Origin of the sequence: Alteromonas gilva (assembly GCF_028595265.1) — a bacterium.
Lineage (GTDB): Bacteria > Pseudomonadota > Gammaproteobacteria > Enterobacterales > Alteromonadaceae > Alteromonas > Alteromonas gilva.
The window spans coordinates 1,336,048-1,361,369 of record NZ_JAQQXP010000001.1 but is presented as its reverse complement, the minus strand read 5'-3'; the positions used below and the strand labels follow the sequence as shown (position 1 = coordinate 1,361,369).

Sequence of the window (25,322 nt, the reverse complement as noted above, 5' to 3'; positions counted from 1 at the left end):
ACAGGGGCTCGCTATGATCACATTGCGCATCAAACACATTTTCGCCACGTTGATGCTGACGACAACCTCAGCCTGCGCTGCGCAGCCAGAACTGTCGTCCGCAGCAGGACTAGCCAATCTCGACAACGTCGTCAATGCCGCTCTGCAAACGTTTTACACCCCCGGCATGGCGGTTGGCATTATTAAAAACGGTGAAGTGGTCTACCTCGATGGCGCTGGCCAACGCCAGCTCGACCCTGCATTGCCGGTAAACGCCGACACGTATTTTCGTCTGGCTTCAACGTCAAAAGCGTTTACCGCTGCCGCATTGGCAATGGCGATTGAAGATTTTGAACTGAGCTGGGACACCAGGGTGACAGATATATTGCCCGGTTTCCAAATGCAGGATGCCTGGGTGACTCGTGAGTTTACGCTTATGGATTTACTGGTGCACCGTTCGGGACTCGCCAGTGGCGCAGGTGACAGCATGCTATGGCCGGAGCCCAGTGGTTTCAGCCGCGAAGAAATTATTCATAACCTGCGCTATTTAACACCAGTCAGCAGTTTTCGTAGCGCCTATGCTTACAGTAATTTAATGTACATTACCGCTGGCGAAGTGGTTGCCAAACTGTATCAAAAACCCTTTGCCGAGGTCATTAACGACAAGATTTTTGCGCCATTGGATATGCAGTGTTTTGCCGGTGATCAAACTGATGCCGCCTTAAACAATGTGGCATTAAGTTATGGACACAACGATGAACGCGGTATTTATGCTATTCCTCGCAATGGCATCCAGGGTTCTGAGCTGGTGTCAGCAGCAGCAGGTGGCATTGTCTGTAATGCCAGCGGTATGCTCAAATGGCTGCAAATGTGGTTAAACAAAGGCACCGGCCAAAATGGCGCGCAGATATTAACCCCTGAGCAAGTTGAGACTATTCACAAGGCCCGCACTGTCCTGTCGGTATCAGACACCGATGATGAGTGGGATGACACACTATTTAAAGCCTATGGTTTAGGCTGGCGATTGGCCGATGTACACGGTTACCAGGTGATTTCGCACACGGGTACCTTATCTGGCTATCAGGCCTATGTGGCGATGGTTCCCAAACTGCACTTAGCCGTTGTATTGTTGAACAACGGTTCAAACTACGGGGCTCGCAGTGCAGTGATGCAGCACATTCTTAAAAGTTATATTGCCCCGCAGGAAACCACTGACTGGGTACAGACATTAAAAGAATATCAGGCAGAGCGCGAACAACGCTATTTGGCCAATCTTGATGTTCCAGAGGGTATCGGTGAAGTCGTTCTCGATCCCCTGGCCTATAGCGGAGAGTTTACCGATACCTGGTATGGCACCATGCAGATTACCCTGAATCAGGCCGGCCAGTTACGTTTAAGCTCAGACAAGATGACGATGTTAACCGGCACCCTCGAACCATTTTCAGATCACACGTTTGTCATTCGCTGGGACAATCAAAACGCTGCCAGTGACGCGTTTATGCACTTTGATGTCAACCCGGCGCGACAAGTAACTGGTTTTAAATTTCACCCGTTTACCTATAAAGAAAAGCTAAGCCATAACTTTAGTGATACCTATTTCACCAGATCTGAGTGATAAAAACGGTAATTATTACCGCGGTTCATCCATGCAATAGCCAGGCCTGTCGAGCCTGGCTGTGAATGTTTAGAGGTCCGCTGGACTAAAGCCTGAACATTCATAGCAGTATCAGTAACGGACAGGTCATGGCCGATGGTATCGCCTAAGCGTCATGTTACGCGTTGTCACAGTGATTTAACCCAGACCCGCGGACTGGCAGAACTGTTTCGCGCTTATACAAGCAATATAAAAACTAGCAATCACGGGCGCCAAACGTTGGATTAACGGGCTTTCAATCTGTGCAGGTTTGAGGGGGAGAGGTTGGTAAAACCGACCCGAGGAGTCCTTTGTTTAGCTAGATCGCGTGCTTTTGTAGCGTCGCCAAATCAACTATTTCTAAACAGGCTTGATTACAGGCCTCAAGAAGGACTTTTGGCGCCTTGCCGGCACGTTCGGCCTCCAGCCAGCGACTGGCGCACAAACACCACTTATCACCCGCTTTAAGACCGGGAAAAGAAAACTCTGGCCTTGGCGTGGACAGATCGTTGCCGCGGCTGGCGGAAAATTGTAAAAACTCATCAGTCAACACGGCACACACACTATGGTTGCCAAAGTCTGATTGCGGTACATAGCAAAAACCTTCGCGCGTGAAACCGCCATTGTGGCAACACAGCATTAATGGTTTACCCAATACATTGAATTCGTTTGCCATCTTGATTTTATCCTATGTAACTTTGCATCGTAACACTGTAAATCATTGCTGCAGGGTAGCGGTTTTTGTTGCTTGTGACAAAAGTGAATTTCCTGCGTCTATCTAAACAGTAGCAAAGTCTTATGCCTCATTACTCGATCGCTGCGAGGATGCATGGGCGTTTGTGTTGTGCAGTCGATCTTCTTCGCCACTGCAGCGTATATCAAGAGTATGAAAACGTTTATCCTGATAATCTTTATTTTATTGAGTATCGAAGCACACGCCGGCATCGGTCAATATCAATGGCAGTACCGCGTTGTACTGGCACAGGCTGAAACAGAGGAGCAGGCGCAAGACTGGCTAAAGCGCGCTCAGACACAACAAGTCGCCCTGCAGGAACGAAAACTGATACTGCAGGTGGTGACGCCGGGCACTGTGCTGAGCTATCCCGAATCAGTTAAGGCTATGGAGTCGGGGGAAATAAACGAAAGGCTCGGCCGTGTCTCTGTATTGCTAATCGGACTGGATGGCGGCAACAAGGGGGTGTACGACACCCTCGATTTTGATGTTGTGTTCCAGGACATTGATCAAATGCCAATGCGACGGGCTGAAATGACCCGGTATTAATCTCTCAGTAGCGCTGACACCATAGGTTTCATCTTCTTTGTTATTGACCCGCGCGAGGGATGGGATTACGTTAAGTCTTTCATCACGGTGTGGACACTTTGTTAGCCCTGCGCCTGCGCTTCGGTGACGCTCCCCCCGACGCTGTCGTTTGCAAACAACAGCAAAACCTAACGCTCTAAGCCAACTTAATAACATTGAATACGTTCATCTGAACCTGGCGCGCCCGGCAGTTATGTCATGTTGTGTTCACCTCGCACTGGCTTTCCACAAAACTTGTACTATTCTCATCATTATTCAAGCACTTCTATGAGATAACTCGTGTGTCTCGTGGGCATTTTCTGCACCCTCAAACTTAATCGAAATACACCACTCACACTAACCCCATACAAAACAACCCCAAAGCCCGCATTAATATTGTTAATTTATTTTACTTAATTGATTAAGAAAAATCTTGACCACCATTAAATATTTAACTATTGTTAACACCGATGTAACAAGATTACGCTGTATAAATTTTAGTTAGGGCACTAGATATGAAGAGTAAACACATTTTTAAACCAGCGCTGTTATCACTGGCTGTGACATCAGCAATGTACTCAGGACACACTGTGTCGCAAGAGAATAATAATGAGGCTGACGAGCAACAAGTTGAAGTTATCGCCGTTAAAGGGATCCGTGGCTCATTAATGCGAGCGCAAGCCATTAAAATGGACAAAGCCTCAATTGTTGAAGCTATCTCTGCAGAAGATATCGGTAAACTGCCCGACTCTTCAATTGCCGAATCCTTAGCACGTTTGCCGGGCCTTGCCGGTGAAAGGGTCGGCGGGCGCACCTCCGGTATCTCAGTACGCGGTTTTAAAGAAGATTTTACCGGTACCTCATTAAATGGGCGCGAATTAATTGGTATTGGCGACAACCGAGGCGTTGAATACGATCTTTATCCTTCTGAAATCATGACGGGCGCCACCATCTACAAAACGACTGAAGCGGATCTCCTGGTACAGGGAATTGGTGGTACGGTTGATTTACAAACGGTCCGTCCTTTAACCGCTCAGGAAACACTCACGCTGACGGGTGTTTATGAAATGGGTGGAAACGATTCAGATAACCCTGAGTTTGATAATACGGGTAAGCGCTTTGCCCTCTCATTCGTAGAAAAATTTGCCGATGACACCATCGGCTTAGCGGTTGCTGTGGCCACCACAGAGTCTCCTCGTAACGAACGCAAATATGGTGTGTGGGGTTACAGCGAAAATGACAACGGTCAGATATTACCAACCGGATTAGATACCCAAGCTAACAGCCGTGTACTTGAGCGTGACACCGTATCAGCCATTTTCCAATGGCGTCCTACCGATAATCTTGACATCGTGGTCGATGCATTAAGCATTGATTACTCTGACTCAGGCGTTATCCGCGGTTTCATTGAACCCTTCAACGCAGATCCTGATTCGTTGACCGGTACCGGCGTAAATGTGTCGGGTACACAGGTGAATGCGAACCCGGTACTGCGAACTGATCCGGCGCAAAAAGACGGCGAACTACAAACCTTTGGATTAAATGTTAAATACAACATCGACGACAACTGGTCGGTAATGTTGGACGTGGCTGACAGCCAATCGGAAAAACGTGATCTTCGCGGCGAATCCTACGCCGGTCTGGCTCGTAACGGTGCTATTGATGAGTTTGGTTCGCGTCAGTTCCAAATGAGCGCTGACGGTATATTTTTTACTGGTAGCTCGGGTTTAGGTGCTTTTGCAGACCCGGCATTACTGCAACTTACCGGCCCTCAGCAATGGGGTGGCGGCATGGCCAATATCGCCGACCAGTTTACCACCGACGTTAACACGGTATTTACTGACGAAAACGGCAACCCAACGCCATTTAGCTACCTGAACGCGCAAGACGGCTTCTTAAACTATGCCGACTTCGAAGAAGAACTCACCACCGTGCGTTTAGAAACGGAAGGGTATGTTGAATGGGGCATGATTAATAAAGTTAAGTTTGGCTTTAACTACAGCGATCGCTATAAGATGAAAGACAACAAAGGCTTTTTTGCCACCGCGTCATCTTACCCGTTTTCTGAGGCAATCCCAGCTGAGTACCTGTATAACGGCTTAGCCGATCTTAGTTGGGCTGGTTTAGGTCAGGTTGTTGCTTACAACGGCTTCGCCCCCTACCGCGATGGTGAATATACCCTTAATGATGCGGGTTTGCTTGAGCCGGATCGCTTAGGTGATACATTTACTGTAGAAGAAGAAGTAACCACCCTGTATGCCAAGTTTAATTTTGAAACCGACGTGGCGGGTTTCTTTGTAAACGGTAATTTCGGTGCACAGTATGTACAAACTGATCAAACCTCTACCGGTTACATCGGTGTTGTTGGTTCAAACTTCGCAGTTTGTGACGATGACGGCAACGGCGAGGTAGATGCTGACTGCGCGCTGAGTGATGGCGATTCATACAATCACTTCCTGCCGAGTTTAAACGTAAGCGTTGAAGTGGCTGACAACCGTTTTGTACGGTTTGCCGCCAACAAAACGATTAGCCGCGCCCGTATCGACCAGATGAAAGCATCAGGCTTTGTAAAGTTCGACCAGAATATTGACCTCATTGCCATTCCGAACAGTCAGGATGCGGTTGAGCAATACGGTTCTCCGTGGTCTAAATTCCAGGGCAATCCGCGCCTGCGTCCACTCGAAGCGAACAATTTTGATATTTCGTTTGAAAACTACTTTGACGATCAGGGTTACGTGTCGCTCGCGTTGTTCTACAAAGATCTGGTTAACTGGACAGATGATGCCCGTGAACTCATTAACTTTACCAACGACTCAACCAACAATGGTGCCAATTACTTTATCCCGGGGTTCCACGACCGCGTGATTCAGGAAGACGGTTTGTATGGTCCGGCCAACATCGCCTATTCATCGGGCGACCTGGCGACACCACCTGACTTTGGTTACTTTGAGTACTTCCAGGACGGCCTTAAAGGTACCGTTCAGGGCGCAGAATTGACTGCCAACATTCCTCTGGGTATGTTTGCTGATGCGCTGGAAGGCTTTGGTATTGCCGGTTCTGCAACCTTTATTGATGCAGAGCTCGACAATGGCTCGCCTATCCCGGGTCAATCTGATGAGATCATATCACTGACAGCTTACTATGAACGCAATGGCTTTGAATTTCGCGTAGCTGCGACCGACCGTTCGGAGTTTGCCACCTATCAGCGCGGCGGCTCCAACAAAATTGAAACCGCGACCCGTGATGCAATTACGCAAATCGATGCGCAAATCAGCTACGACTTTGAAGACAGCGGTATTGAGTACCTCAAAGGGCTGCGTGTCTCGCTGCAGGGCGTTAACCTGACAGATGAGAAAGAAGAAACCATCGGTGGTAACGGTATAGTTACACTGCGTCGAGAGTTTGGTCCTTCGTACATGCTGAACCTTAACTACTCGTTCTACTAAGCGAGCTTGTGAGCCCCGTTAAGCATGCTTAACGGGGCTTTTCTTTGTCAACTATAATAGGTTTTGCTTTTAGCTCTTAATTAGCTAGAGTCAAAAGCACAGTCTTTTTACTTACTCATTAGGAACATGCATGGCGACACCGGTACAAAAAGTGGTGATTGCCGGCGGCGGCACCGCTGGCTGGATGACCGCAGCACTGCTCAGAAAAGTGCTTAGTGATAAGGTAAGCATAGAGCTTATTGAGTCAGAACAGATTGGTATCGTCGGCGTCGGTGAAGCCACAATCCCGCCTATCCAAACCTTTAACCGTTTTTTAGGTATCGACGAAAAGGCGTTCCTGCGTGAAACGCACGGCACCATAAAGCTGGCCATAAAGTTTGAAAACTGGCGGGTACCGGGTGAGAGCTATTATCACACCTTTGGCGCGCCAGGCACCACCATGGGATTTTGTAGTTTTCATCATTACTGGTTGAAAGCCCAACAAGCCAACATGGCGCAGTCACTGTGGGATTTTGACCTTAATTATCTGGCCTGTGAGGCGGGCAAATTCAATAAAATTAACACCCAGAATCCGCTCTATGATATGCCTTATGCCTATCACTTCGATTCGGCCCTGTACGGGCAGTTTTTACGTAAGCTTGCAGAGCAAGCCGGTGTTACCCGTACCGAAGGTATTATCGAACACGTCCAACAAAGCACTGAAGACGGCTTTATTACGGCGCTGCAACTGCAGGATGGCAAGCAGATAACGGGCGATCTGTTTATTGATTGCACCGGACTACGAGGCCTGTTGATTCGCCAGACATTAGGGGTAAATTACGCAGACTGGAGCCATTGGTTACCCGCTGACTCTGCCCAGGCTGTGCCCAGCGAGCGGCATGATAAAACTTTGCCGTATACGCGCAGTATTGCGCATCCGGTTGGCTGGCAGTGGCGTATCCCGTTAACTCACCGTAACGGCAACGGCATCGTCTACAGCTCAAAATACTTAACCGATGAGCACGCCACAAACACCCTGCTGGCCAATCTCGATACCAAAGCCATTGGCGAGCCAAGGACGATACGCTTTGAAACCGGGCGTACCGAACAGCAATGGTGTAAAAATGTCGTTGCCATTGGTTTATCCAGTGGTTTTTTAGAGCCCCTTGAGTCTACCAGTATTCACCTAATCCAGTCGGGCATTATCCGCCTCATGAAGATGTTCCCCAATCAGGGCATTTCACAGGCGATGACCGACCTGTATAACGCTGAATCGCAGCATGAGTTTGAGACCATTCGCGACTTTATTATTTTGCACTACCATGTCAACGAACGCGACGATTCTGACTTTTGGCGGGATATGCGCAACATGTCAATCCCCACTCGGTTGGAGCAAAAAATAGCCGCCTTTAAAGACACCGCGGCTATTTTTAATGAACAAAGCGATATCTTCCGCGATGCTTCCTGGGTACAGGTCATGATGGGGCAAGGTTTGTTCCCTGCCGACTATCACCCGGCCGCCGACGCCATGGACAGCCAGGCGCTGCTTGATGCCATGCGGCAAATCCATCATGCCAAACACCAACCGCTGGCCAAACTCCTGGCGCATGATACGTTTATTTCGCAGTACACCTCACTATGACCAGCAAAACGCCAACACAGGACAACAGCCAGGCGCTGCGCATTGTCATTGCCGGCGGCGGCACCGCTGGCTGGATGGCGGCTAATTTACTGGCTACCCACTGGTCAGCAGATAACAACGCGCTTCGTCCGGTGCACATTACGCTGGTAGAGTCACCGGAGATTGGCATTATTGGTGTCGGCGAAGGCTCAACCCCTACCCTTAAACGTTTTTTTAACGATTTGGGCATTGCTGAAAGTATCTGGATGCCTGCGTGTAATGCAACCTATAAGGTCAGCATTCGGTTTGACGACTGGAGTCCCGGCTCTGGTATAAACACCTACTCTCATCCGTTTATTAGTCAACTGGATACGTTCAGCGAGCGCCCCTTTGATGTTAATTGTTATACCCGGCGATTAGGCCTTGATGTCAACACCACCCCCGGCGACTTTTTGTTTAATGGCTGGCTTGCCCGATACCGGCGCAGTCCGGTCACACCGGCAAACTTCCCGTTTCGCGTTGAGTATGGCTATCACTTCGACTCTGCGTTGCTGGGGCAGTTTTTAAAAAGCCATGCAGCCCGGCTGGGGGTTAACTACATGGCAGGCAATATATCCTCGGTTCAGCGCCATCCCAATGGTGATATTGCCGGCTTACAAACCGCTGAAGGCAACATCATCACAGGCGACTTTTTTATAGACTGCACAGGCTTCAAATCTTTGTTGTTACAACAAACTCTGAAGGTACCGTTCAAATCTTTCGCCAACAATCTCTATAATGATCGCGCCGTGGTGTGCCCCACGCCCGCGCTCAGTGACACTCCGGTAGAAACGCGTTCAACGGCACTGTCAAACGGCTGGGCATGGCAAATCCCCCTGACCAACCGCACCGGCAATGGCTATGTTTACAGCAGTCATTTTATTGATGACGAGCGCGCCGCAACCGAACTGTGCAAGCACTTGCAGATAAACGAAGCTAGTGCCGATCTACGAACACTGACTATGAACGTCGGCCAGGTAGCCCGGCACTGGTCAGGAAACTGTTTGGCGTTAGGTCTGTCGCAGGGTTTTATTGAGCCCCTGGAAGCCACCGCATTGCATTTAGTGCAAACCAGTGTGGAGCAGTTTATCGACACCGTTAATGATGGCGGTCTCGGTGAACAGCAGCAACACCGCTATAACCAGTTAGTCAGTAAGCGTTTTGAGCGGGTGCGCGATTACATTGTCGCCCATTATAAACTCAATACCCGCAGTGACAGCGAATACTGGCAGGCCAACCGTCACAATGAATATCTGTCAGAATCGCTGCTACAGATTTTAGATGTCTGGTACCGGCGTGGCGATCTGCGTGCAGAAATTAAGCGCCAACAACTTGATTCACATTTTGGCAGTACATCATGGCACTGCCTGTTGGCCGGATACGGCGCCTTTCCGGCCCTCGGTGCCAATCAACCCGGTCAGGGCGACCTCTATACCGAAAAAGAACTTGAAGCGTTTTTCAGCGGCTGTTTAATGAATTTTTCCCCGCCTGGCTACGCGCCCCGAAATACGGAGTAACACGTCATGCAAAGGTTAATAATCAGTGTTAGTTTATGGTTGATTTTCAGCCTCCATGCCCATGCTGATGCTGATGCTGAAAAATACTGGAAAATTGTTTCGCCTGATGAGCAGGTGCTGTTAGAAGTAAAACTTGAGAGCGACTCGCTCTATTACCGGCTCAGCTTTAACGATAAGCCGGTATTGCGTTGGTCGAAACTTGGCCTGGCTTTGAAAAACGCCCCGCCGCTGCAGGCTAATTTACAGCTTGAGAGTGCCGACGTCAGTATCACCAACCAGCAATGGCAGCCAGTCTGGGGGGAGCAAGCCGTCATCACCAACCACTACAAACAGTTAACGCTGGCTCTGGCTGAAAAAGCCAGTCCTGAACGCCGCATTGGCTATGTATTTCGGGTATTTAATGATGGGCTGGGTTTACGCTACACATTACCTGAAACGGATAACAACCCAGCTCAGCTTACTGTTACTAATGAGCTCACAGAGTTTGCCTTTGACCGCAACTTTTCAGCCTGGTGGATTCCGGCTTACCGCGACCAACGTTACGAATATCAGTACATGAACTCAGCGCTGAGCAGCGTTGATGTCGCCCATACACCGCTCACGCTGGAAGACAAACAGGCGGGGATCGCGGTCGCTGTGCACGAAGCCGCATTGGTTGACTATACGTCGATGACCTTGCGTAACCAGTCAGATAATCAAATTACTTTCACTGCTGATTTAGTTCCCTGGGCAAACGGTGACAAAGCCTATATCAACCTGCCATTTAGCTCGCCGTGGCGCACCATTACTGTTGCCGAAAAAGCCGTGGAGTTACTTAACTCTTCGTTGCTGCTTAATTTAAACGAGCCGCCGGCAGAACAGGTCGATACCAGCTATATTAAGCCTGGCAAATACATGGGGATCTGGTGGGAAATGCACATTGGCGAAAAAGACTGGTCGCCGGGTCCGAAACAGGGTGCCACAACAAAACGTGCCATGGAATATATCGACTTTGCCAGTCAGCATGATATTGACGGCGTGTTGGTAGAAGGCTGGAATACTGGCTGGGAAGGCAACTGGTGGGAGCGAGCCCCAACATTCAGCTTTACCGATGCCACCGCAGGGTTTGACATTGAAAAAGTCAGTCAGTATGCCATAGACAAGGGGCTTCGACTGATTGGTCACCACGAAACCGCAGCAGGCATTAGTTACTACGAGCAACAAATGGAAGACGGTTTCTCTTTGTATGAGGCTCTTGGAGTTCAATCCGTAAAAATGGGTTATGTAGGCACCCGCGTAGACGGTAAAGAATGGCACCATGGCCAGTTTATGGTGCGTCATTTTGCCAGGGTGGTAAAAACCGCGGCGGCTAATCAGATTATGATAAATGCCCATGAAACAATTAAAGACACCGGCTTGCGACGCACTTATCCAAATCTTATGACCCGTGAGTCAGTGCGCGGTATGGAGTATAACGGTGGCAGTCCGGATACCGGTAACCTGCCTAATCATACAGTGATCATTCCCTTTACGCGTGGCCTTGCCGGGCCTATAGATTTCACTCCCGGAATATTTAATTTTGATTACCAGAAGTATCGTCCGCACAACCGCGTGCCAACGACACTGGCGAAACAGCTGGCACTTTACGTGACGCTGTACAGTCCGCTACAGATGGCTGCAGATTTGCCCGAAAATTACGCTGGTCATCCGGCCTTTGCCTTCATTGATGCAGTGCCAACAGACTGGCAGCAAAGTCACGCATTGCAAGGAGACATTGGCGAGTTTTTAGTGACGGCGCGACAGGATAAGCACAGTAATAACTGGTATGTCGGCGCTACGACTAATGAAGAGCCCAGAACTCTTTCCCTCGCACTTAACTTTCTTGATCCGCATGTGACCTATAAGGCGATCCGCTACCAGGACGGCCCCGATGCGCATTGGGAGAACAATCCCGAGGACTACGAAATTGTTGAACAACAGGTTAATGCCGGCCAATCCCTGACCTTGAATTTAAAACCGGGCGGTGGGCAGGCAATAGAGTTCATCCCGGTACAATAAGTGAATTGCCCGGGGCATAAGCAAAATGCATTGCCCTGTTATTCAGCCAACACTCAAATGGTTTCGCCCAGCCTTACTTCGTAAGGCAATGACATACTTTTATTCTCGCCGCTCAACAGTAACCTGGCAGACTGCATGCCTTTTTCAACGCTGGACTGACATACCGTAGCCATGTAAGGACGGGTTCTGGCGGCTTCTTCGATACCATCGAATCCGGTAATTCTCAACTCACCCGGCACGTCGATGCCCATCGACAACGCGCATTGCAACAACTCCAGGGCAATAATGTCACTCATGCATAAAATAACATTCGGGCGTGGATGACAGCTCAACACTTCTTTGGCCGCCTGCACTGCATACATACCCGCGTTCTCAGGGAGGTTCCAGATCCAGTCGGACTCAACTTTAATATCTACTTCTTTGAGTGCCTGAAAATATCCGTCCAGACGCCGGTGAGTAATAGATGACTCGGCATCGAGTAATGGGCTGTCGTAAATTCGGCACGTGTTCGGTGACTCAATTAATCGTAAGCCGAGAATAGCCACTTTATCGCCTGGCTTTAATGCTGCTTTGGCTATTTCATAACTGGCTTGTTCGTTGTCAATATTGATTGCAGGACTGCCTTCAAGGTTAAAATCGACTGTGACAACGGGCTTATTTTGTTGTTTAAGTTGAACAGATAGATCGGGGTTACGCGGCGCACCATAACAAATAAAACCATCAACAAAGTCCACTACATCAATAATCGACTCAGAGTCACCGGCATACAACAAAAGGTGTTTGTGATTTTCCCGCAACACCCGGGAAACGCCCTGGATAAAAGTATTTGCTACCGGATCTGTCACCATATAATCAAGGCTGTCGGCAAGTACCAATGCCACAATGTTGGACTGCCCTTTACGGAGAATTTGCGCCGCCCGGTTAGGACCGGTGTAACCAATCCGTTTACACGCATCAAGAATTTCAGTGCGCTTCGACGCTGACAACTGGTCCGGACGGTTAAACGCATTGGAGATGGTTGCGGTCGATACGCCGAGTTGCTTTGCTACATCTTTGAGTGTGAGTTTTTTCATGATAATTATTATTGTTCCGACACCAGCGGTAAAAGTTAACAACGTTTGACGCGATTAGCTTAAGACAACGTTAAGTGCGTTAAGTTTAACTTAAAATCAACAATAATTTTAGCATAAAACAATATGTTAAAGTTTCTAAATCGTTTAACCTTTTTATGCTTTTTAGTTTTACGATAAGCCAGTGTCTATGCTGTTATTTTCAACACGCCACACATTATTGCCGCTAACGTGTGCCGAATATTTTATCTCCGGCATCGCCTAACCCCGGCAAAATATAGCCTTTTTTGTTTAGTCGCTGATCAATTGACGCGGTATAAATTTCAACATCGGGGTGAACATGCTGAACCGCTTTGATCCCCTCCGGTGCGGCAACTAAAAATAATCCTGAGATGTTCTGACACCCTTTGGCTTTGAGCAGGTCAATGGTGGCTATAAGTGTTCCGCCAGTCGCCAGCATTGGGTCAACAATTAATGCTGTACGTTTATCAATTTGCTTCACCACTTTGTCAAAATAAGCCACCGGTTTTAATGTTTCTTCATTGCGATAAAGCCCCACCACACTGATTTTTGCATTAGGAATTAAATTCAGAACTCCTTCCAGCATCCCCAGCCCTGCACGCAAAATAGGCACCACAGTGATTTTTTTACCTTTGATACTCTTTACCTGCAAGGCCTCCCCTGTCCAGCCTTTTATGTTTACGGTCTCTGTTGGCAAGTGTCTGGTTGCTTCATAGGTCAGCAAACTTCCCACTTCAGCAGCGAGTTCGCGAAAGTCTTTACTACTGATTGAAGCTTCACGCATTAAACCAATTTTATGTTGAATAAGCGGGTGTGTGATTTCGTGGATAGCCATAATGATTGTCAGCCAAATGTAGTTAAACTATGCCTATACTACGATATTTGATTATTTTAAAAAGTGTCGATAATCATTTCTGCGCGCGACCGCATAAAAAAAAGCCCACAGCAAACACTGTGGGCAAAACGGGAAAGGGAACACATACCCCTTTACTGAATAGACTCAACAACCTTATTGCTGTTGCGGCTAAACAATTCACTAATGCGCGATACAGACTGATCTTTTCGCAGGTTCACGACCACCGCGTACTGGCTCCGTTTAACAGCCTGACGCACCACGTCGATAATTTGCGTCCGATCCGGCCGTAAACTTAATAAACCAGCAACGAATACACCGGTAAATATGCCTGGTGATACCATCGCAATATAGGTTGCAGTGGGATTTTGCTGGGTTAAGGCGGGTCCGTAAGCGACCAGCAAGTAGGCAATGATGAGCCCGACCACCAGACCTGAGGCACCGAGGATCAGGTGCGAATACCACATCATTTTACCCAGTGCTTTGCTGTCGCCTTCGAGCTTACGATTAAACTCTGTGTCACCGGGCTGCACCAGGGTGATTTGCTGTTGGCCCACGTCTGTCGACTTCACAACCTCATCAATGGCATCGTCGGCAGTTTCTTTACTACTAAATATTGACGCTATCTGAATATGTTTGGCACTGGTCAGTTTTGACCTGTCATTTTGATGGGTAGACATAATGTCCTCCGTCATTTACTTAACGCTCTAAGTACTACTATTCAATCTTTGCGCCAAAACTTAATCTATTGAAAACAATAAACAAAAATTGGTATGCATTGCTTTTAACCGGCGGTTTCACTGTAGTTTACACAGACAGTGTGAAAATATTTCGCAATGCTTGCCGCCACATCTTGTGGCCATTTTAAAGCGTAATAATCGTGCCGCTTTTGATACAAAAGCTGCGTTCTGCGCACATTATTGCTGCCGAACATCTACACTGTTGAAGTAATGCTGTCACAACGAGCGCGGTGACAGCGGACAATGCTTTGCTTGCCGCCGTAGATTATTGCGTTAATTTGTCGATTGACGAAAATTAAAACAAGTGTTTAAATTTACGCAATTCAAACACCTGTTTAATTCCGAGCGTTACGTACAGGCAAACAGGTACATTTACCGAGGATTTTTTATGCTCTTTTGGTTGATAGTCGTGGCGCTGATCGTTGCGCTGTTAAAAGTAAAATCACTACGCCAGCAATGGCTGACCGGCCCGATTTTTAAATGGTTTAAAAATGTTTTGCCGCCACTGACGCAAACCGAACGCGAAGCTATGGAGGCAGGCTCTGTTTGGGTTGAGGGCGATTTATTCGCCGGCAAGCCAGATTGGCAACGACTGTATTCTCTGGATCTTCCCAAGCTTACTGCAGAAGAGCAGTCCTTTATCGACAATGAAGTCAATGAACTGATGACATTGATCGACGACTTCTCTGCTGTCCATACAGATAAAGACTTTTCACCGGCGGCCTGGCAGTACATGCGAGAAAAAGGCTTCTTTGCCATGATCATACCCAAAGAGTATGGTGGTAAAGCTTTTTCTGCCCTGGCAAATTCGACGATTGTGTCAAAAATTGCCAGTCGTTCGGTCAGTGCCGGTGTCACCGTGATGGTGCCCAACTCACTGGGCCCCGGCGAATTACTCAGTCATTACGGTACTGAAGAGCAAAAAAATTACTGGCTACCGCGATTAGCAAATGGCACTGACATCCCCTGCTTCGCGTTAACCGGCCCAGAAGCCGGTTCAGACGCCGGTGGTATCCCCGATACGGGAGTTATCACTATGGGTGAGTACGAAGGCAAAGATACCCTGGGTATTCGCCTGAACTGGGACAAGCGTTATATTACGCTGGCACCGGTTGCTACGGTACTCGGATTGGCCTTCAAACTGTTCGATCCCGATGGATTATTAGGCGATAAAAAGGACATTGGTATCACCTGCGCCTTAATACCTACTGATCATCCGGGGGTTGAAACAGGTCAGCGCCATCTGCCGCTGGAACAGGCCTTTATGAATGGCACCACGCGCGGTAAAGATGTGTTTATTCCGCTTGACTGGATTATTGGCGGTGCCGGGTATGCCGGTAAAGGCTGGCGCATGCTGATGGAGTGCTTATCCGCAGGACGCGGTATATCTTTGCCGGCGTTATCTACCGGCAACGCGCAACTGAGTGCGCAAACCACAGCAATTTACAGCACAATTCGTCAGCAGTTCGGCTGCTCGCTTTATGAGTTTGAAGGCGTGCAGGAAGGACTGGCACAGTTAACCGCCAATGCCTATCAGGTGGAAGCCGTTCGCCACCTTACTGCCGGCGCCATCGATCTGGGTCAAAAACCTGCGGTGGTAACAGCCATTGCCAAATACCACATGACCGAACTGGCACGCCAGAGCATCAACATTGCTATGGACATCAGCGGTGGTAAAGGTATTCAAATGGGCCCCAATAACTATCTGGCCTCGCTGTATATGGCGATGCCAGTCTCCATTACAGTAGAGGGCGCTAATATCCTCACGCGCAATCTGATGATATTCGGTCAGGGAGCCACGCGCTGTCATCCGTACGTGTTTGACGAAATGGTCGCAGCTGCTGAGCCAGACTTTGACACCGGGCTGGCGAAATTTGAGCCACTGTTGGGTAAACATATCAGATTCGCAATCGGTAATGCCTTAGCGGCTTTTGGTCATGGTTTAACCGGTGCGCGCTTTGCCAATGCGCCTAAATCCGATGCCAACAAACGCCACACCCAACAAATTCAACGTATGAGTAATGCACTGGCCTTGTGTGCTGATGTTGCCATGCTGATGCTCGGCGGCGAGTTAAAACGCCGTGAGATGCTCTCGGCCCGCTTAGGTGATGTACTCAGTGAGTTATATTTATCATCAGCTGTACTTAAGCACTTTTACAGCCGTGGCGCTCCGCAAAGTGAACAAGCGACGGTGGATTACCTCATTACCCAAAGCTTATACAAGTGCGAGGTGGCGTTAAAAGGCTACTGCCGTCACATCTCCAACCCACTGGTGGGCACATTGTTGAAACGCTTGCTGTTCCCATGGGGAAGCAGTTATAACCCACCTAAAGATACCTTAAAGACAGAACTCGCCTTACGGTTATGCCAGGATAAGACATTTCGCAACAGCATTACGCCGATGTGCTATATGGGGCAGCATGACCATGATCCTGTGGCAATACTCAACCTGGCCATGACCGCTATTGACGAGCTGGCACCATTGGTGAAGAAAGTAAAAGCCGCCCAGATTACCAAAAAATTACCTCGCAAGGGCAGTATATTCCAACTCAGTGAAGCCGCCCTGCAGGCGGGCGTTATTACAGCCGACGACGCGGCACAAATTGCCCGTGCTGATACGCTGCGCAAAAAAGTGATAAACGTTGATGAGTTCGACTTTGAGTTAACCAAAACCGTCGACCTTTAACGTGTTACTCATGACTGGCGGCGCCACATAGCGCCGCTTTATCATCGCAACATTCATAACATAACCGCGCAGGTTAACCAGTATGTTGCGCTGCTTCGTTCAACTCAAAGGTAAACTTTCATGGCTTTTTGATTAATCTATCCTTAGGATGTAGACGTATAGTGAGTTTAACAACGCGGAAGAGTAAATGGATAAAATTACTGAAATTTCTGATGTGGTAGAGAATTTCCTGAAGCGCGAGTCCTCTGCCGGTATATTGTTAATATTCGCCACGGTAGCGGCATTAATTGTCGCCAATTCTCCTCTGAATGTTTATTACGATCAATTAGTATCGTTACCGGTTGTTATTGCCGCGGGTAGCTTTAGCATTGATAAACCACTGCTGCTGTGGATAAACGATGGCTTAATGGCGGTGTTTTTTTTCCACGTTGGATTGGAACTCAAACGTGAAGTCTGTGAAGGCGAGCTATCTAACCCCAAAGATATCATTTTACCTGCTGCCGGCGCCATTGGCGGTATGCTTGTTCCCGCGCTGATATATGTGGCGATTAACTGGGGCAGTCCTACTGCCATATCCGGTTGGGCTATTCCCGCGGCGACAGACATCGCCTTTGCATTAGGCATCATGGCGTTGTTAGGCAGCCGCGCACCAGCCAGTCTAAAAGTGTTTTTGGTAACGCTGGCTATTATTGACGACATTGGCGCTATTGTGATCATTGCGCTGTTTTATACCGAGAATATTACGGTAACCGCATTATTTATTGCGGCGGTTTGCTTTGGTATTTTATGGATAATGAACCGTCGCAATGTTGTGGATTTGCCGGGCTACATTATTGTTGGCGTGGTGCTTTGGGTTGCCCTGCTTAAGTCTGGTGTTCATGCAACGTTAGCGGGAGTGCTGTTGGCTGCCTTCATACCTATGCGGTCGAAGCAAGACAGCCGAAGCTCACCGGTGACTCGCCTGGAGCATGAACTAAACTCAGTCGTTAGCTTTGCCATTATCCCTATTTTTGCCTTTGCTAACGCAGGTATCAACTTTGGTAATATTTCGCCAGAAGGTATTTTTCACCCCGTCACCTGGGGAATATTTCTAGGTTTGGTAGTCGGTAAACAAGTTGGGGTTTTTGCATTTTGTTGGCTGATCGTAAAGTTAAAACTGGCATCACTACCGTCTGACCTCAACCTTAAACACATTTATGGCTGTTCATTACTTTGCGGCGTGGGATTTACCATGAGCCTATTTATCGGCGGTCTGGCCTTTCAGCATTCGGGAATTAATCAGATTTTTGATGAACGAGTAGGCATTCTGGCGGGCTCTGCGTTATCGGCAGTGTTAGGTTATCTTGTGCTTTACTGGGTTGGCAGGCCAGTACATCGTACTGTTGATGAAATCCCTAATAAATAAAAGAGCCAATGTTAAAACCAATATAGCATTTACGCTGTTTCTGTCCGGGGATCAATGGCAGGCGCCGGTTAACGACTGATAACCGGCCGCGCCACTTCAATCATTAAAAAATGATGTTTCATCAAGCAAATGAACGGCTTGATCAAACTCAGCACATGACCTTTATGAGTGATATTGCGTTGCTACGGTGTTTAATTAACCAGAGTTGCTGTAGCTGGTCTTTTTTTATGCTATAAATATAAGTCATACAATTGCACATATGTGCAGTCGTGAACACAAAATGTGCCCGTCAGGTAACGAAATAACAAGGACGACATAATTAGACAGGAGTGAGCTTTTGGCTTACCTGATGAATTTTCAACGTGTGGCGTATGCCTTGCCTGTGGATCTTTAAATAGTGTCGTTAGTATTTTTAAATTTTTCGACTATTTCACGTTTGAAAATCCTGCTGTTTGCCATTTCGATAGCGTTGGTTCTCGGCTATGATTTAATTCCTGATAAAACCCAGCAAGTGTTTCCAACCGACAATGCGGTTGTGAGTTTGTTTAGTGATAAAGAAATAGGCGGCACCAGTTCGGTGCGCTGGATTGACCAGGCGCAAACTCAATATGAATGCAGTATTGGCAACGGCGTAACATCTTATTGTGGTTCAGCCATTACATGGTGGGATGGAAAGGATCTTACCCTTGATCTGAGTAATGGCTTCGATAAGATGTTGATTGATGTCACCTACCAGGGTAACGCCCCTACAGTTCAGATCATTGTCCGCAGTACTTTTTATTCAACCCATGGTCGCACTGACGTCCCCGATAAAGCCATGGCGTCAATTGTTGATACCGCAGATTTAACCCGCATGCTGGAACTCAAACTCAAGGACTTCCGGGTCCTTGACTGGTGGATTAGCGAAAACAAAATAGCTCCCTCAGACACTCATCCTGATTGGCGCGACGTCATTACTATGGGCGTTAACAGCTCAAAATCCATGACCTCAGGGCCTGAACAAATCACCATTAATAGTGTTGTTTTTAGCGGCAGGTATTTTACGAAAGAACAGTTATACCTTAGTCTATTGATAATTTGGGGATTTATTTTTGTTAGCCAGGGGCTGTGGCATTATTTTGAACTTCAGCGACGCGTGAAAGCCGATGAAGTAAAGCTACTTGAATTAGCTGCTATCAGTGAGCAATACCGGGTTCAGGCAGAAACCGATGTACTGACCGGTTTGAGCAACCGCGAGGGTCTGGCTCAAACGCTATCAACAATAGAACGTATGGGTGAACTCGACAATTTCGCCATGTTAATTCTCGATATCGACTATTTCAAACAAGTTAACGATAATTACGGTCATGACGTGGGCGATCAAGTGCTTGAAGAAATCGCCCAGCTAATAAAACAGAACTGCCGGCAAACCGATCTGGTGAGTCGTTGGGGGGGCGAGGAGTTTATTGTTTTATTTCGCTGTAAACATGCCGACGATACTAAACGTTTAGCTGAAAATATTCGCCTGGAAATAGCCCGTAAACGTTTCAGCCAGCATCAGTTAACACTTACAGCCACGATTGGAGCAACCAAACTGTCTCAACAAGAAGGATTCACGGAAGCCTTTAAACGGGCCGACACCGCGCTATACAAAGGTAAGCAACATGGGCGTAACATGCTGGTTCTGGCTTAAGGCCGGCCTCTTTATTGCGTAATTATGATTACATCACCACACACGCCGTTACTCCTCATTCATGATTACTGTGCAGCTTTTTTACCGCACTACTTTGCAACAACCGATAGCAAGCCTGCTACATGTGATAATTGGTAGATTAAAGATGCTGCTGAACATACTGATAAATATGTTCACTGAGACACTTAAGTCGCTTTGTCATTAGCTTGCCGCCAGGCCACAGCATTAGTAACTCTCTGACTTCGCCGCCCCATTGTGGCAGTACTCTCACTAAATGACCGGCTTCGAGTTCCGCTTTGACTTCCAGCCATGGCGCCAACGCAATGCCCTGGGAGTCGCACACGAAATGCTTTACCAATACCGGGTCATTGATCTGTGCACGGCAGCGTGGATAAACCGTAAAGGTTTGCCCTGTTGATTCGTTGTGCAATAACCATTTGGGTCGCATTGTCAGGCCAATCAGATCATGCTCAACTAATTCACCGGGGTGCTGCGGCATCCCGAATCGCTCAATATAACCGGGGGTGGCGACCAGCAGTGTATCTATCTGGCCCAAACGGCGCTGATATAACGAGGAATCATTTTGTTTTCCGATCCGTACCGCCAGATCGGCCTGCGTTTCAATGATATCCATAGGGTGATTACTCAATAGTAACTCCAGCTCAATATCGGGATACTGGCGTGTAAATGATACCCACATGGGCCGCAGAATACTGTGCGATATATTGACCGGCGCCAGCACCTTAAGCTTACCGCTCAACTGCTGGCTTTCTTCACTGAGTAATTGCCAGGCTGATTCAAACTGCCCGACGAGCCCGGCGTAGGTCTGGTAATACACTTCACCGTCCTGAGTGAGCACACATTGACGTGCAGAGCGGTGCAACAATTTTGCTCCTGTGGCATGCTCAAGCTTCTGTAAACGCCGGGTCACCGTGGCCGCAGGCAAGCTCAACTGTCGCGCTGCACCGGCCAGGTTGCCATGCTTAACGACCTGTATAAACAAGGCAATGTCATCGATTGATGGTTTCATATTTGCAATTTAACATTAACAAATAGGGCATTTATACCATATTCGCAACACTGTAGACTATCATTGTTCTAATTTTAGTCAGTGTTGTTATATCGGAGTCCGTTGTTATGTTTCCTTCCCGCTTTGCCCCTTTGTTATTTTCGGTTTTTATGGCTTTCTTTATGTCTGCTTTTATGTCATTCGTCGTGACTTTGCTTAACGTTGGCCTGACGGATGATCTGATTAATCGTTGGCTCACAGCCTGGCCAAAGTCATTTATTATTGCTTTGCCGGCAATTATGCTCATCGGTCCGGCAGTCAAAAGCATTGTTGAACGACTGGTGTTGCAAGACACGGCCCCAGAGCAAGGCTAACAGCAGGTACCAAAATGGCAACGGCAACAAAAAAGGCATCGCTCAGCGATGCCTTTAAAAACGACCTTACGATGTTTAAATCGCTTCGACAGTGCGCTCTATAGTGAGCTCAGGAACGTATTAAACTCATCCTGATAGGTGTCTTTTAAACGCAGACACTGATTCGACTCATCCATCATGATTTCATAACTGCGCGCCATGCCTTCATGGTCATCTTTTATCGGACCATAAAACGCAATAGCCTTACTTAAGTTATCGCTGTCACACGTAGTCGATAAAAACTCAGGCATTCGTGATACATGGTAGTCAGGCATTTTCTCAAGCACCGCGGCGGTGTTGTTTTTCAGCCATTTATAAAATAACGTCTGATCGTCGAGGTTGCGGGCAACCACACCCAGCATACTGATGGTATTCGCTGGTGTTACATTATCGGTCAGAGCCAGATCCAACATTTTATTGACCATTACTTCATCTTCATAGCTCATAGAGTAAAGTAGCGTGTTTTTAACATTGGGCAGCTTACTGTCCGCAAAGACTTTCATAATGCGCTCAAACCAGGCCGGGTCAGCATCTTCACCCTTTGTGACAACGCTCAGTGCAGTGCGGGCAATACCGTTAGAAATACTCGAGGTATCCGCCAAATACTGCTCTGCCAGCTTTTTACTTTTTGCCGTTAACGCTTCGTTGTCACTGTGATGACCTAACATACTGTACAACTGAGTACGCAAACGAATGACACTTTCGTCATCATCATCACTCTGCGTCAACGTGAGTTTATTCAACAACGGCATATATTTGTCGTTAAGCAATGCGGCAAACTCAGCTTCGTTGTCGTCATTAACTAAATACAGAAAACCCGCCAGAGTGCTTACCGACGCACGGATCACTACCGGATCTTCGTCCTGAGCGAGTGCATTAAGCACTTGCATAACAGTGTCGATACCGGTTTCACCACCATTCAACAAAGCCTGGGCGTTGTACAGGACGTTTTTCTTTTCACGATTGTTAAGCACATCCAGATCGGCTAACAAGCCATCGAGCTGCTCAGCGGTAATACGCCAGCGGAAATAGCCCGTTGCATTGTCATTAGGGAATACCCAGTCCGCTTCGGCGAGTTGCGGTAAACGCGTGGTAGCGCTGTCAATAAATACAATTTCACGCTTTATCTGGCCGTCTTTTTTATAACTGATATTGAGCGGCACAGCCCAGGTTTGCGGCGCAACTTTCGCACCGGCTAAATGGAAACGTTTTTGACTGATCTCACCGTTGTTGCTTATTTCCATCAACGGGTAGCCCGGTTGCTCAAGATAGCCTTTCATCATGGCGCTTAAATCAAAATCAGACACCTTGTCCAGCGCGGCCCACAAATCGTCGGCCTGGGTGTTGCCCCAGGCGTGTTTTTTCATATACGCCTGAACACCTTTCTGAAAGTTCTCTGTGCCGATCAGTGACTCAATCATTTGCAGAATGGATTCCCCTTTCGAGTAATTTAAACCCAATCCGTCCATGACATCCGGTTGCGTGCGAACAACCTTTTTAACTGGCTTCACTGTTGGGCTGGCGTCTGCACTAAAGGCACCTTCCTGAATGATACGGTCTTTAAAGTTCAGTTCAGGGTAAAGCTCCATCATCACATAGCTGGCCATCCACGAAGCAAACGCTTCGTTTAACCACAGGTCGTCCCACCAGGCCATGGTAACCAGGTTGCCATACCACTGGTGAGCCAGTTCGTGGGCAATCACATTAAGCGGGCCAGAACGCTCTGCCAACCCCGGATTATCTTCCAGTAGCAAAAGACTATCGCGGTACGTAATCAGACCGGCATTTTCCATTGCGCCGTGAGTAAAGTTAGGTACCGCGACAAAGTCGAGTTTGCGGTAAGGATATTCGCTACCAAAAAAGTTCTCCAGCGCTTGCAGAATTTCCGGCGTATGCTGAACCACAAATTTGGTTTTATCGGCATAGCCTTTTGGCACGTACAGTTTACCGGGAACCGACAAACCTTCCATCTCTACGCTATCAAATGGTCCCACTGTGTAGGCAATTAAATAGGTCGGCATGGGTTTAGTTTTCATAAAGGTTACGGTTTGCATCCCGTCTTCAACGGTGCGCTTTTCAACCGGCGTATTCGACGCCACAACCTGCTGCTCAGGAGTGGTAATCGTCATTTGGTACGGAATTTTAAAGTCTGGCTCGTCAAAGCTCGGGAACGCCTTGCGGGCATGCATGTCTTCAAATTGCGTGAAAATATAGTTATTGCCCTCGAAGCTCGACAAATACATACCATCAGAGGAGGTGTTTACCTTACCTTCAAAATCAATCGCCAGCTCGTATTTGCCGGCAGGGACAGTAGCAGAGCTAAGCCCCCAGGTCATATTAAAATCGCCATGTTCGATACGCAGCGGATAAATGCGATTGCCCTGACGCAGCTCGGCGTTAGTAACCTGAATATCCATTTGATAAAAGCCCACCTTAGTGACGTCTTCTTTTACGGTAACGTCAATGATGGTCGAACCTGAGTAGTCAGGCTTATCAGGATCAATGTTTAAGTGAATTTGCTGAAAAGTTGGTTCAATTGCACTTGGCAACCGATATTCTACATCTTTTGCGATGGCGCTATGAGCCACCAGCAACAACATGCATGAGACCCAGGATAAGAGTCTTTTCATTAATAATTCCTCACTGTCGAAAAGTAGATAGATTTTTTGTAGTTTTGGGGGTTAATTATTACGGCGGATAATAACATCAATTATTTATGAGGTTTAGCCAGTAAAGTGTAACCAATCGTTTTGGACTGTAAACTGGCCTTTGTGAGGGGTTGATTTAATGATTTAAAGTGACAGAGTGGCAAATAATGTTATCGCGGCAGGTCATATTATCGCTGCCGATGCCCTGCAGCGATAACAATCCACTTTAGATTAGCGTTAATTAACCAGAAACGTTAATTTGATCGCGCTGTTACCCATTGAAGTACACCATCAAACCAATCAACTGGATGGCGCATACCAAAACCGTGACCGCCCTCTTGCAGCAATAGCATTTGTACCGATACGTCGTGGGCACGCAAGGCATTGTAGTATTCCAGCGCATTGTCGACTACCACAGCCTGGTCATCATTCGCATGCACGATATACGCCGGAGCGGTATCGCCGGAGACCCGCTTTTCGTTGGAAAAGGCGTCAACTCTGGCTTCTAAGGCAGGATTGCCTAACAGTAAATCCCGTGATCCCTGATGAGTAATGCCCGATTGCATACTGATCACCGGATACACCAGAATCTGAAAATCCGGCGTAACCAGCTCTGTAGTCAGCGACGACAGCACCGGCTTTTGATAATGGGTCGCGGCGGTAGCAGCCAAATGACCGCCGGCAGAAAACCCCATCACGCCGATATGATCAGGATTTATATGCCACTTTTCGGCCCGGGACTTCACCACTGCGAGCGCTTGTTGCAGATCCTGCAACGGACCAGTATCCGGATTGTTCATTGTCTCCGGACTAGGCATTCTGTAATGCAATACAAACGCGGCAATACCATTTTCCGCAAAACGCTCAGCAACTTCCTGGCCTTCCTTAATGGCCGATACCCCAAAATATCCACCACCCGGGCAAATCACCACTGCAGAGCTCGCCTTGTCTTTACCTTCTGGAAGATAAGCGGTAAGTGAGGGCTTACTTATTCCGATCACAAACTGATCGTTAAAGCGCTCATCATGCACCACGCCGGGGTTGTCAGTGCGGATGGCGTTGGGAATGTCGCCAGCATACAATTCAACTTTTTGTTGGAATATCTCTGCGACAGCTGGCCTTAAAACACTTATCCCCAACACGGCTAAACAGATAAATAATGTTCGTTTCACCAAAATGACTCCTTGACCTTTTGGCGGTTAAGTTAGCACGGTGTTTCAGGCATGCCAACTACTTGCTGAGCCGGTTGAAAAA

17 protein-coding genes are annotated in these 25,322 nt (G+C 47.8%); 10 read left to right on the top strand and 7 right to left on the bottom strand.

Features of this window, described 5'->3' with window-relative positions; genetic code table 11:
- The first annotated feature begins 13 nt into the window (after nucleotides 1–13).
- On the top strand, nucleotides 14–1,594 hold the full coding sequence (locus OIK42_RS05950) for a serine hydrolase (RefSeq protein ID WP_273639059.1): 1,581 nt from the start codon (nucleotides 14–16) through the stop codon (nucleotides 1,592–1,594).
- A gap of 337 nt (nucleotides 1,595–1,931) precedes the next feature.
- On the opposite strand, the gene OIK42_RS05945 is transcribed toward OIK42_RS05950, so the two are convergent.
- On the bottom strand, nucleotides 1,932–2,288 hold the full coding sequence (locus OIK42_RS05945; protein ID WP_273639058.1) for a DUF2237 family protein: 357 nt from the start codon (nucleotides 2,286–2,288) through the stop codon (nucleotides 1,932–1,934).
- A gap of 210 nt (nucleotides 2,289–2,498) precedes the next feature.
- Here OIK42_RS05945 and OIK42_RS05940 point away from each other — a divergent pair, with 210 nt between their 5' ends.
- The 5 genes from OIK42_RS05940 (at nucleotide 2,499) to OIK42_RS05920 (ending at nucleotide 11,551) form a co-directional block, all read left to right on the top strand.
- Nucleotides 2,499–2,894: a DUF4174 domain-containing protein gene (locus OIK42_RS05940; protein ID WP_273639057.1), complete on the top strand. Its 396-nt coding sequence runs from the start codon at nucleotides 2,499–2,501 to the stop codon at nucleotides 2,892–2,894.
- A gap of 533 nt (nucleotides 2,895–3,427) precedes the next feature.
- A complete protein-coding gene (locus tag OIK42_RS05935; RefSeq protein ID WP_273639056.1) occupies nucleotides 3,428–6,358 on the top strand; it encodes a TonB-dependent receptor in 2,931 nt (976 codons plus the stop codon).
- A 130-nt stretch (nucleotides 6,359–6,488) separates the two neighbouring features.
- Nucleotides 6,489–7,979, top strand: coding sequence for a tryptophan halogenase family protein (locus OIK42_RS05930; RefSeq protein ID WP_273639055.1), 1,491 nt, complete (start codon nucleotides 6,489–6,491; stop codon nucleotides 7,977–7,979).
- A complete protein-coding gene (locus tag OIK42_RS05925; protein WP_273639054.1) occupies nucleotides 7,976–9,514 on the top strand; it encodes a tryptophan halogenase family protein in 1,539 nt (512 codons plus the stop codon). Before OIK42_RS05930 ends, OIK42_RS05925 begins: the two co-directional genes overlap by 4 nt.
- A 6-nt stretch (nucleotides 9,515–9,520) precedes the next feature.
- Nucleotides 9,521–11,551, top strand: a complete 2,031-nt coding sequence (locus OIK42_RS05920) for a glycoside hydrolase family 97 protein (RefSeq protein WP_273639053.1) — start codon at nucleotides 9,521–9,523, stop codon at nucleotides 11,549–11,551.
- A gap of 53 nt (nucleotides 11,552–11,604) precedes the next feature.
- Here the strand turns inward: OIK42_RS05920 and OIK42_RS05915 are convergent, their stop codons facing one another.
- The 3 genes from OIK42_RS05915 to OIK42_RS05905 form a co-directional block, all read right to left on the bottom strand.
- A complete protein-coding gene (locus tag OIK42_RS05915) occupies nucleotides 11,605–12,624 on the bottom strand; it encodes a LacI family DNA-binding transcriptional regulator (protein ID WP_374211840.1) in 1,020 nt (339 codons plus the stop codon).
- A gap of 223 nt (nucleotides 12,625–12,847) precedes the next feature.
- Nucleotides 12,848–13,477, bottom strand: a complete 630-nt coding sequence (gene upp / locus OIK42_RS05910) for a uracil phosphoribosyltransferase (protein ID WP_273639052.1) — start codon at nucleotides 13,475–13,477, stop codon at nucleotides 12,848–12,850.
- A gap of 152 nt (nucleotides 13,478–13,629) precedes the next feature.
- On the bottom strand, nucleotides 13,630–14,175 hold the full coding sequence (locus OIK42_RS05905) for a hypothetical protein (protein ID WP_273639051.1): 546 nt from the start codon (nucleotides 14,173–14,175) through the stop codon (nucleotides 13,630–13,632).
- Nucleotides 14,176–14,623: 448 nt separating this feature from the next.
- Between OIK42_RS05905 and OIK42_RS05900 the strand changes: the two genes are divergently transcribed.
- The 3 genes from OIK42_RS05900 to OIK42_RS05890 all read left to right on the top strand — a co-directional run bounded on the left by OIK42_RS05900 (nucleotide 14,624) and on the right by OIK42_RS05890 (nucleotide 19,998).
- Complete coding sequence (locus tag OIK42_RS05900; RefSeq protein WP_273639050.1) at nucleotides 14,624–16,921, top strand: acyl-CoA dehydrogenase; 2,298 nt, start codon at nucleotides 14,624–14,626, stop codon at nucleotides 16,919–16,921.
- 187 nt (nucleotides 16,922–17,108) lie between these two features.
- Nucleotides 17,109–18,326: a Na+/H+ antiporter NhaA gene (nhaA, locus tag OIK42_RS05895; RefSeq protein WP_273639049.1), complete on the top strand. Its 1,218-nt coding sequence runs from the start codon at nucleotides 17,109–17,111 to the stop codon at nucleotides 18,324–18,326.
- 397 nt (nucleotides 18,327–18,723) lie between these two features.
- A complete protein-coding gene (locus OIK42_RS05890) occupies nucleotides 18,724–19,998 on the top strand; it encodes a GGDEF domain-containing protein (RefSeq protein WP_273639048.1) in 1,275 nt (424 codons plus the stop codon).
- Between the two features lie 139 nt (nucleotides 19,999–20,137).
- On the opposite strand, the gene OIK42_RS05885 is transcribed toward OIK42_RS05890, so the two are convergent.
- The gene (locus OIK42_RS05885) at nucleotides 20,138–21,028 is read right to left on the bottom strand and encodes a LysR family transcriptional regulator (RefSeq protein WP_273639047.1); all 891 of its coding nucleotides are present in this window, start codon (nucleotides 21,026–21,028) and stop codon (nucleotides 20,138–20,140) included.
- A 107-nt stretch (nucleotides 21,029–21,135) separates the two neighbouring features.
- Here OIK42_RS05885 and OIK42_RS05880 point away from each other — a divergent pair, with 107 nt between their 5' ends.
- Nucleotides 21,136–21,381 (top strand): DUF2798 domain-containing protein, encoded by a 246-nt coding sequence (locus OIK42_RS05880; RefSeq protein ID WP_309568755.1) that lies wholly within the window; start codon nucleotides 21,136–21,138, stop codon nucleotides 21,379–21,381.
- Between the two features lie 98 nt (nucleotides 21,382–21,479).
- On the opposite strand, the gene OIK42_RS05875 is transcribed toward OIK42_RS05880, so the two are convergent.
- Nucleotides 21,480–24,050, bottom strand: a complete 2,571-nt coding sequence (locus OIK42_RS05875) for a M1 family metallopeptidase (protein WP_273639046.1) — start codon at nucleotides 24,048–24,050, stop codon at nucleotides 21,480–21,482.
- A 272-nt stretch (nucleotides 24,051–24,322) separates the two neighbouring features.
- Nucleotides 24,323–25,240 (bottom strand): alpha/beta hydrolase, encoded by a 918-nt coding sequence (locus tag OIK42_RS05870; RefSeq protein ID WP_273639045.1) that lies wholly within the window; start codon nucleotides 25,238–25,240, stop codon nucleotides 24,323–24,325.
- Between the last annotated feature and the right edge of the window lie 82 nt (nucleotides 25,241–25,322).

Excerpts from the sequence above, each read along its gene's own strand:
- OIK42_RS05875 (WP_273639046.1), bottom strand. The coding sequence starts at position 24,050 with ATGAAAAGACTCTTATCCTGGGTCTCATGCATGTTGTTGCTGGTGGCT.
- OIK42_RS05920 (WP_273639053.1), top strand. The coding sequence starts at position 9,521 with ATGCAAAGGTTAATAATCAGTGTTAGTTTATGGTTGATTTTCAGCCTC.
- OIK42_RS05915 (WP_374211840.1), bottom strand. The coding sequence starts at position 12,624 with ATGAAAAAACTCACACTCAAAGATGTAGCAAAGCAACTCGGCGTATCG.
- OIK42_RS05945 (WP_273639058.1), bottom strand. The coding sequence starts at position 2,288 with ATGGCAAACGAATTCAATGTATTGGGTAAACCATTAATGCTGTGTTGC.
- OIK42_RS05950 (WP_273639059.1), top strand. The coding sequence starts at position 14 with ATGATCACATTGCGCATCAAACACATTTTCGCCACGTTGATGCTGACG.
- OIK42_RS05880 (WP_309568755.1), top strand. The coding sequence starts at position 21,136 with ATGTTTCCTTCCCGCTTTGCCCCTTTGTTATTTTCGGTTTTTATGGCT.
- OIK42_RS05905 (WP_273639051.1), bottom strand. The coding sequence starts at position 14,175 with ATGTCTACCCATCAAAATGACAGGTCAAAACTGACCAGTGCCAAACAT.
- OIK42_RS05900 (WP_273639050.1), top strand. The coding sequence starts at position 14,624 with ATGCTCTTTTGGTTGATAGTCGTGGCGCTGATCGTTGCGCTGTTAAAA.
- upp (WP_273639052.1), bottom strand. The coding sequence starts at position 13,477 with ATGGCTATCCACGAAATCACACACCCGCTTATTCAACATAAAATTGGT.
- OIK42_RS05925 (WP_273639054.1), top strand. The coding sequence starts at position 7,976 with ATGACCAGCAAAACGCCAACACAGGACAACAGCCAGGCGCTGCGCATT.
- OIK42_RS05930 (WP_273639055.1), top strand. The coding sequence starts at position 6,489 with ATGGCGACACCGGTACAAAAAGTGGTGATTGCCGGCGGCGGCACCGCT.
- OIK42_RS05940 (WP_273639057.1), top strand. The coding sequence starts at position 2,499 with ATGAAAACGTTTATCCTGATAATCTTTATTTTATTGAGTATCGAAGCA.
- nhaA (WP_273639049.1), top strand. The coding sequence starts at position 17,109 with ATGGATAAAATTACTGAAATTTCTGATGTGGTAGAGAATTTCCTGAAG.
- OIK42_RS05935 (WP_273639056.1), top strand. The coding sequence starts at position 3,428 with ATGAAGAGTAAACACATTTTTAAACCAGCGCTGTTATCACTGGCTGTG.
- OIK42_RS05885 (WP_273639047.1), bottom strand. The coding sequence starts at position 21,028 with ATGAAACCATCAATCGATGACATTGCCTTGTTTATACAGGTCGTTAAG.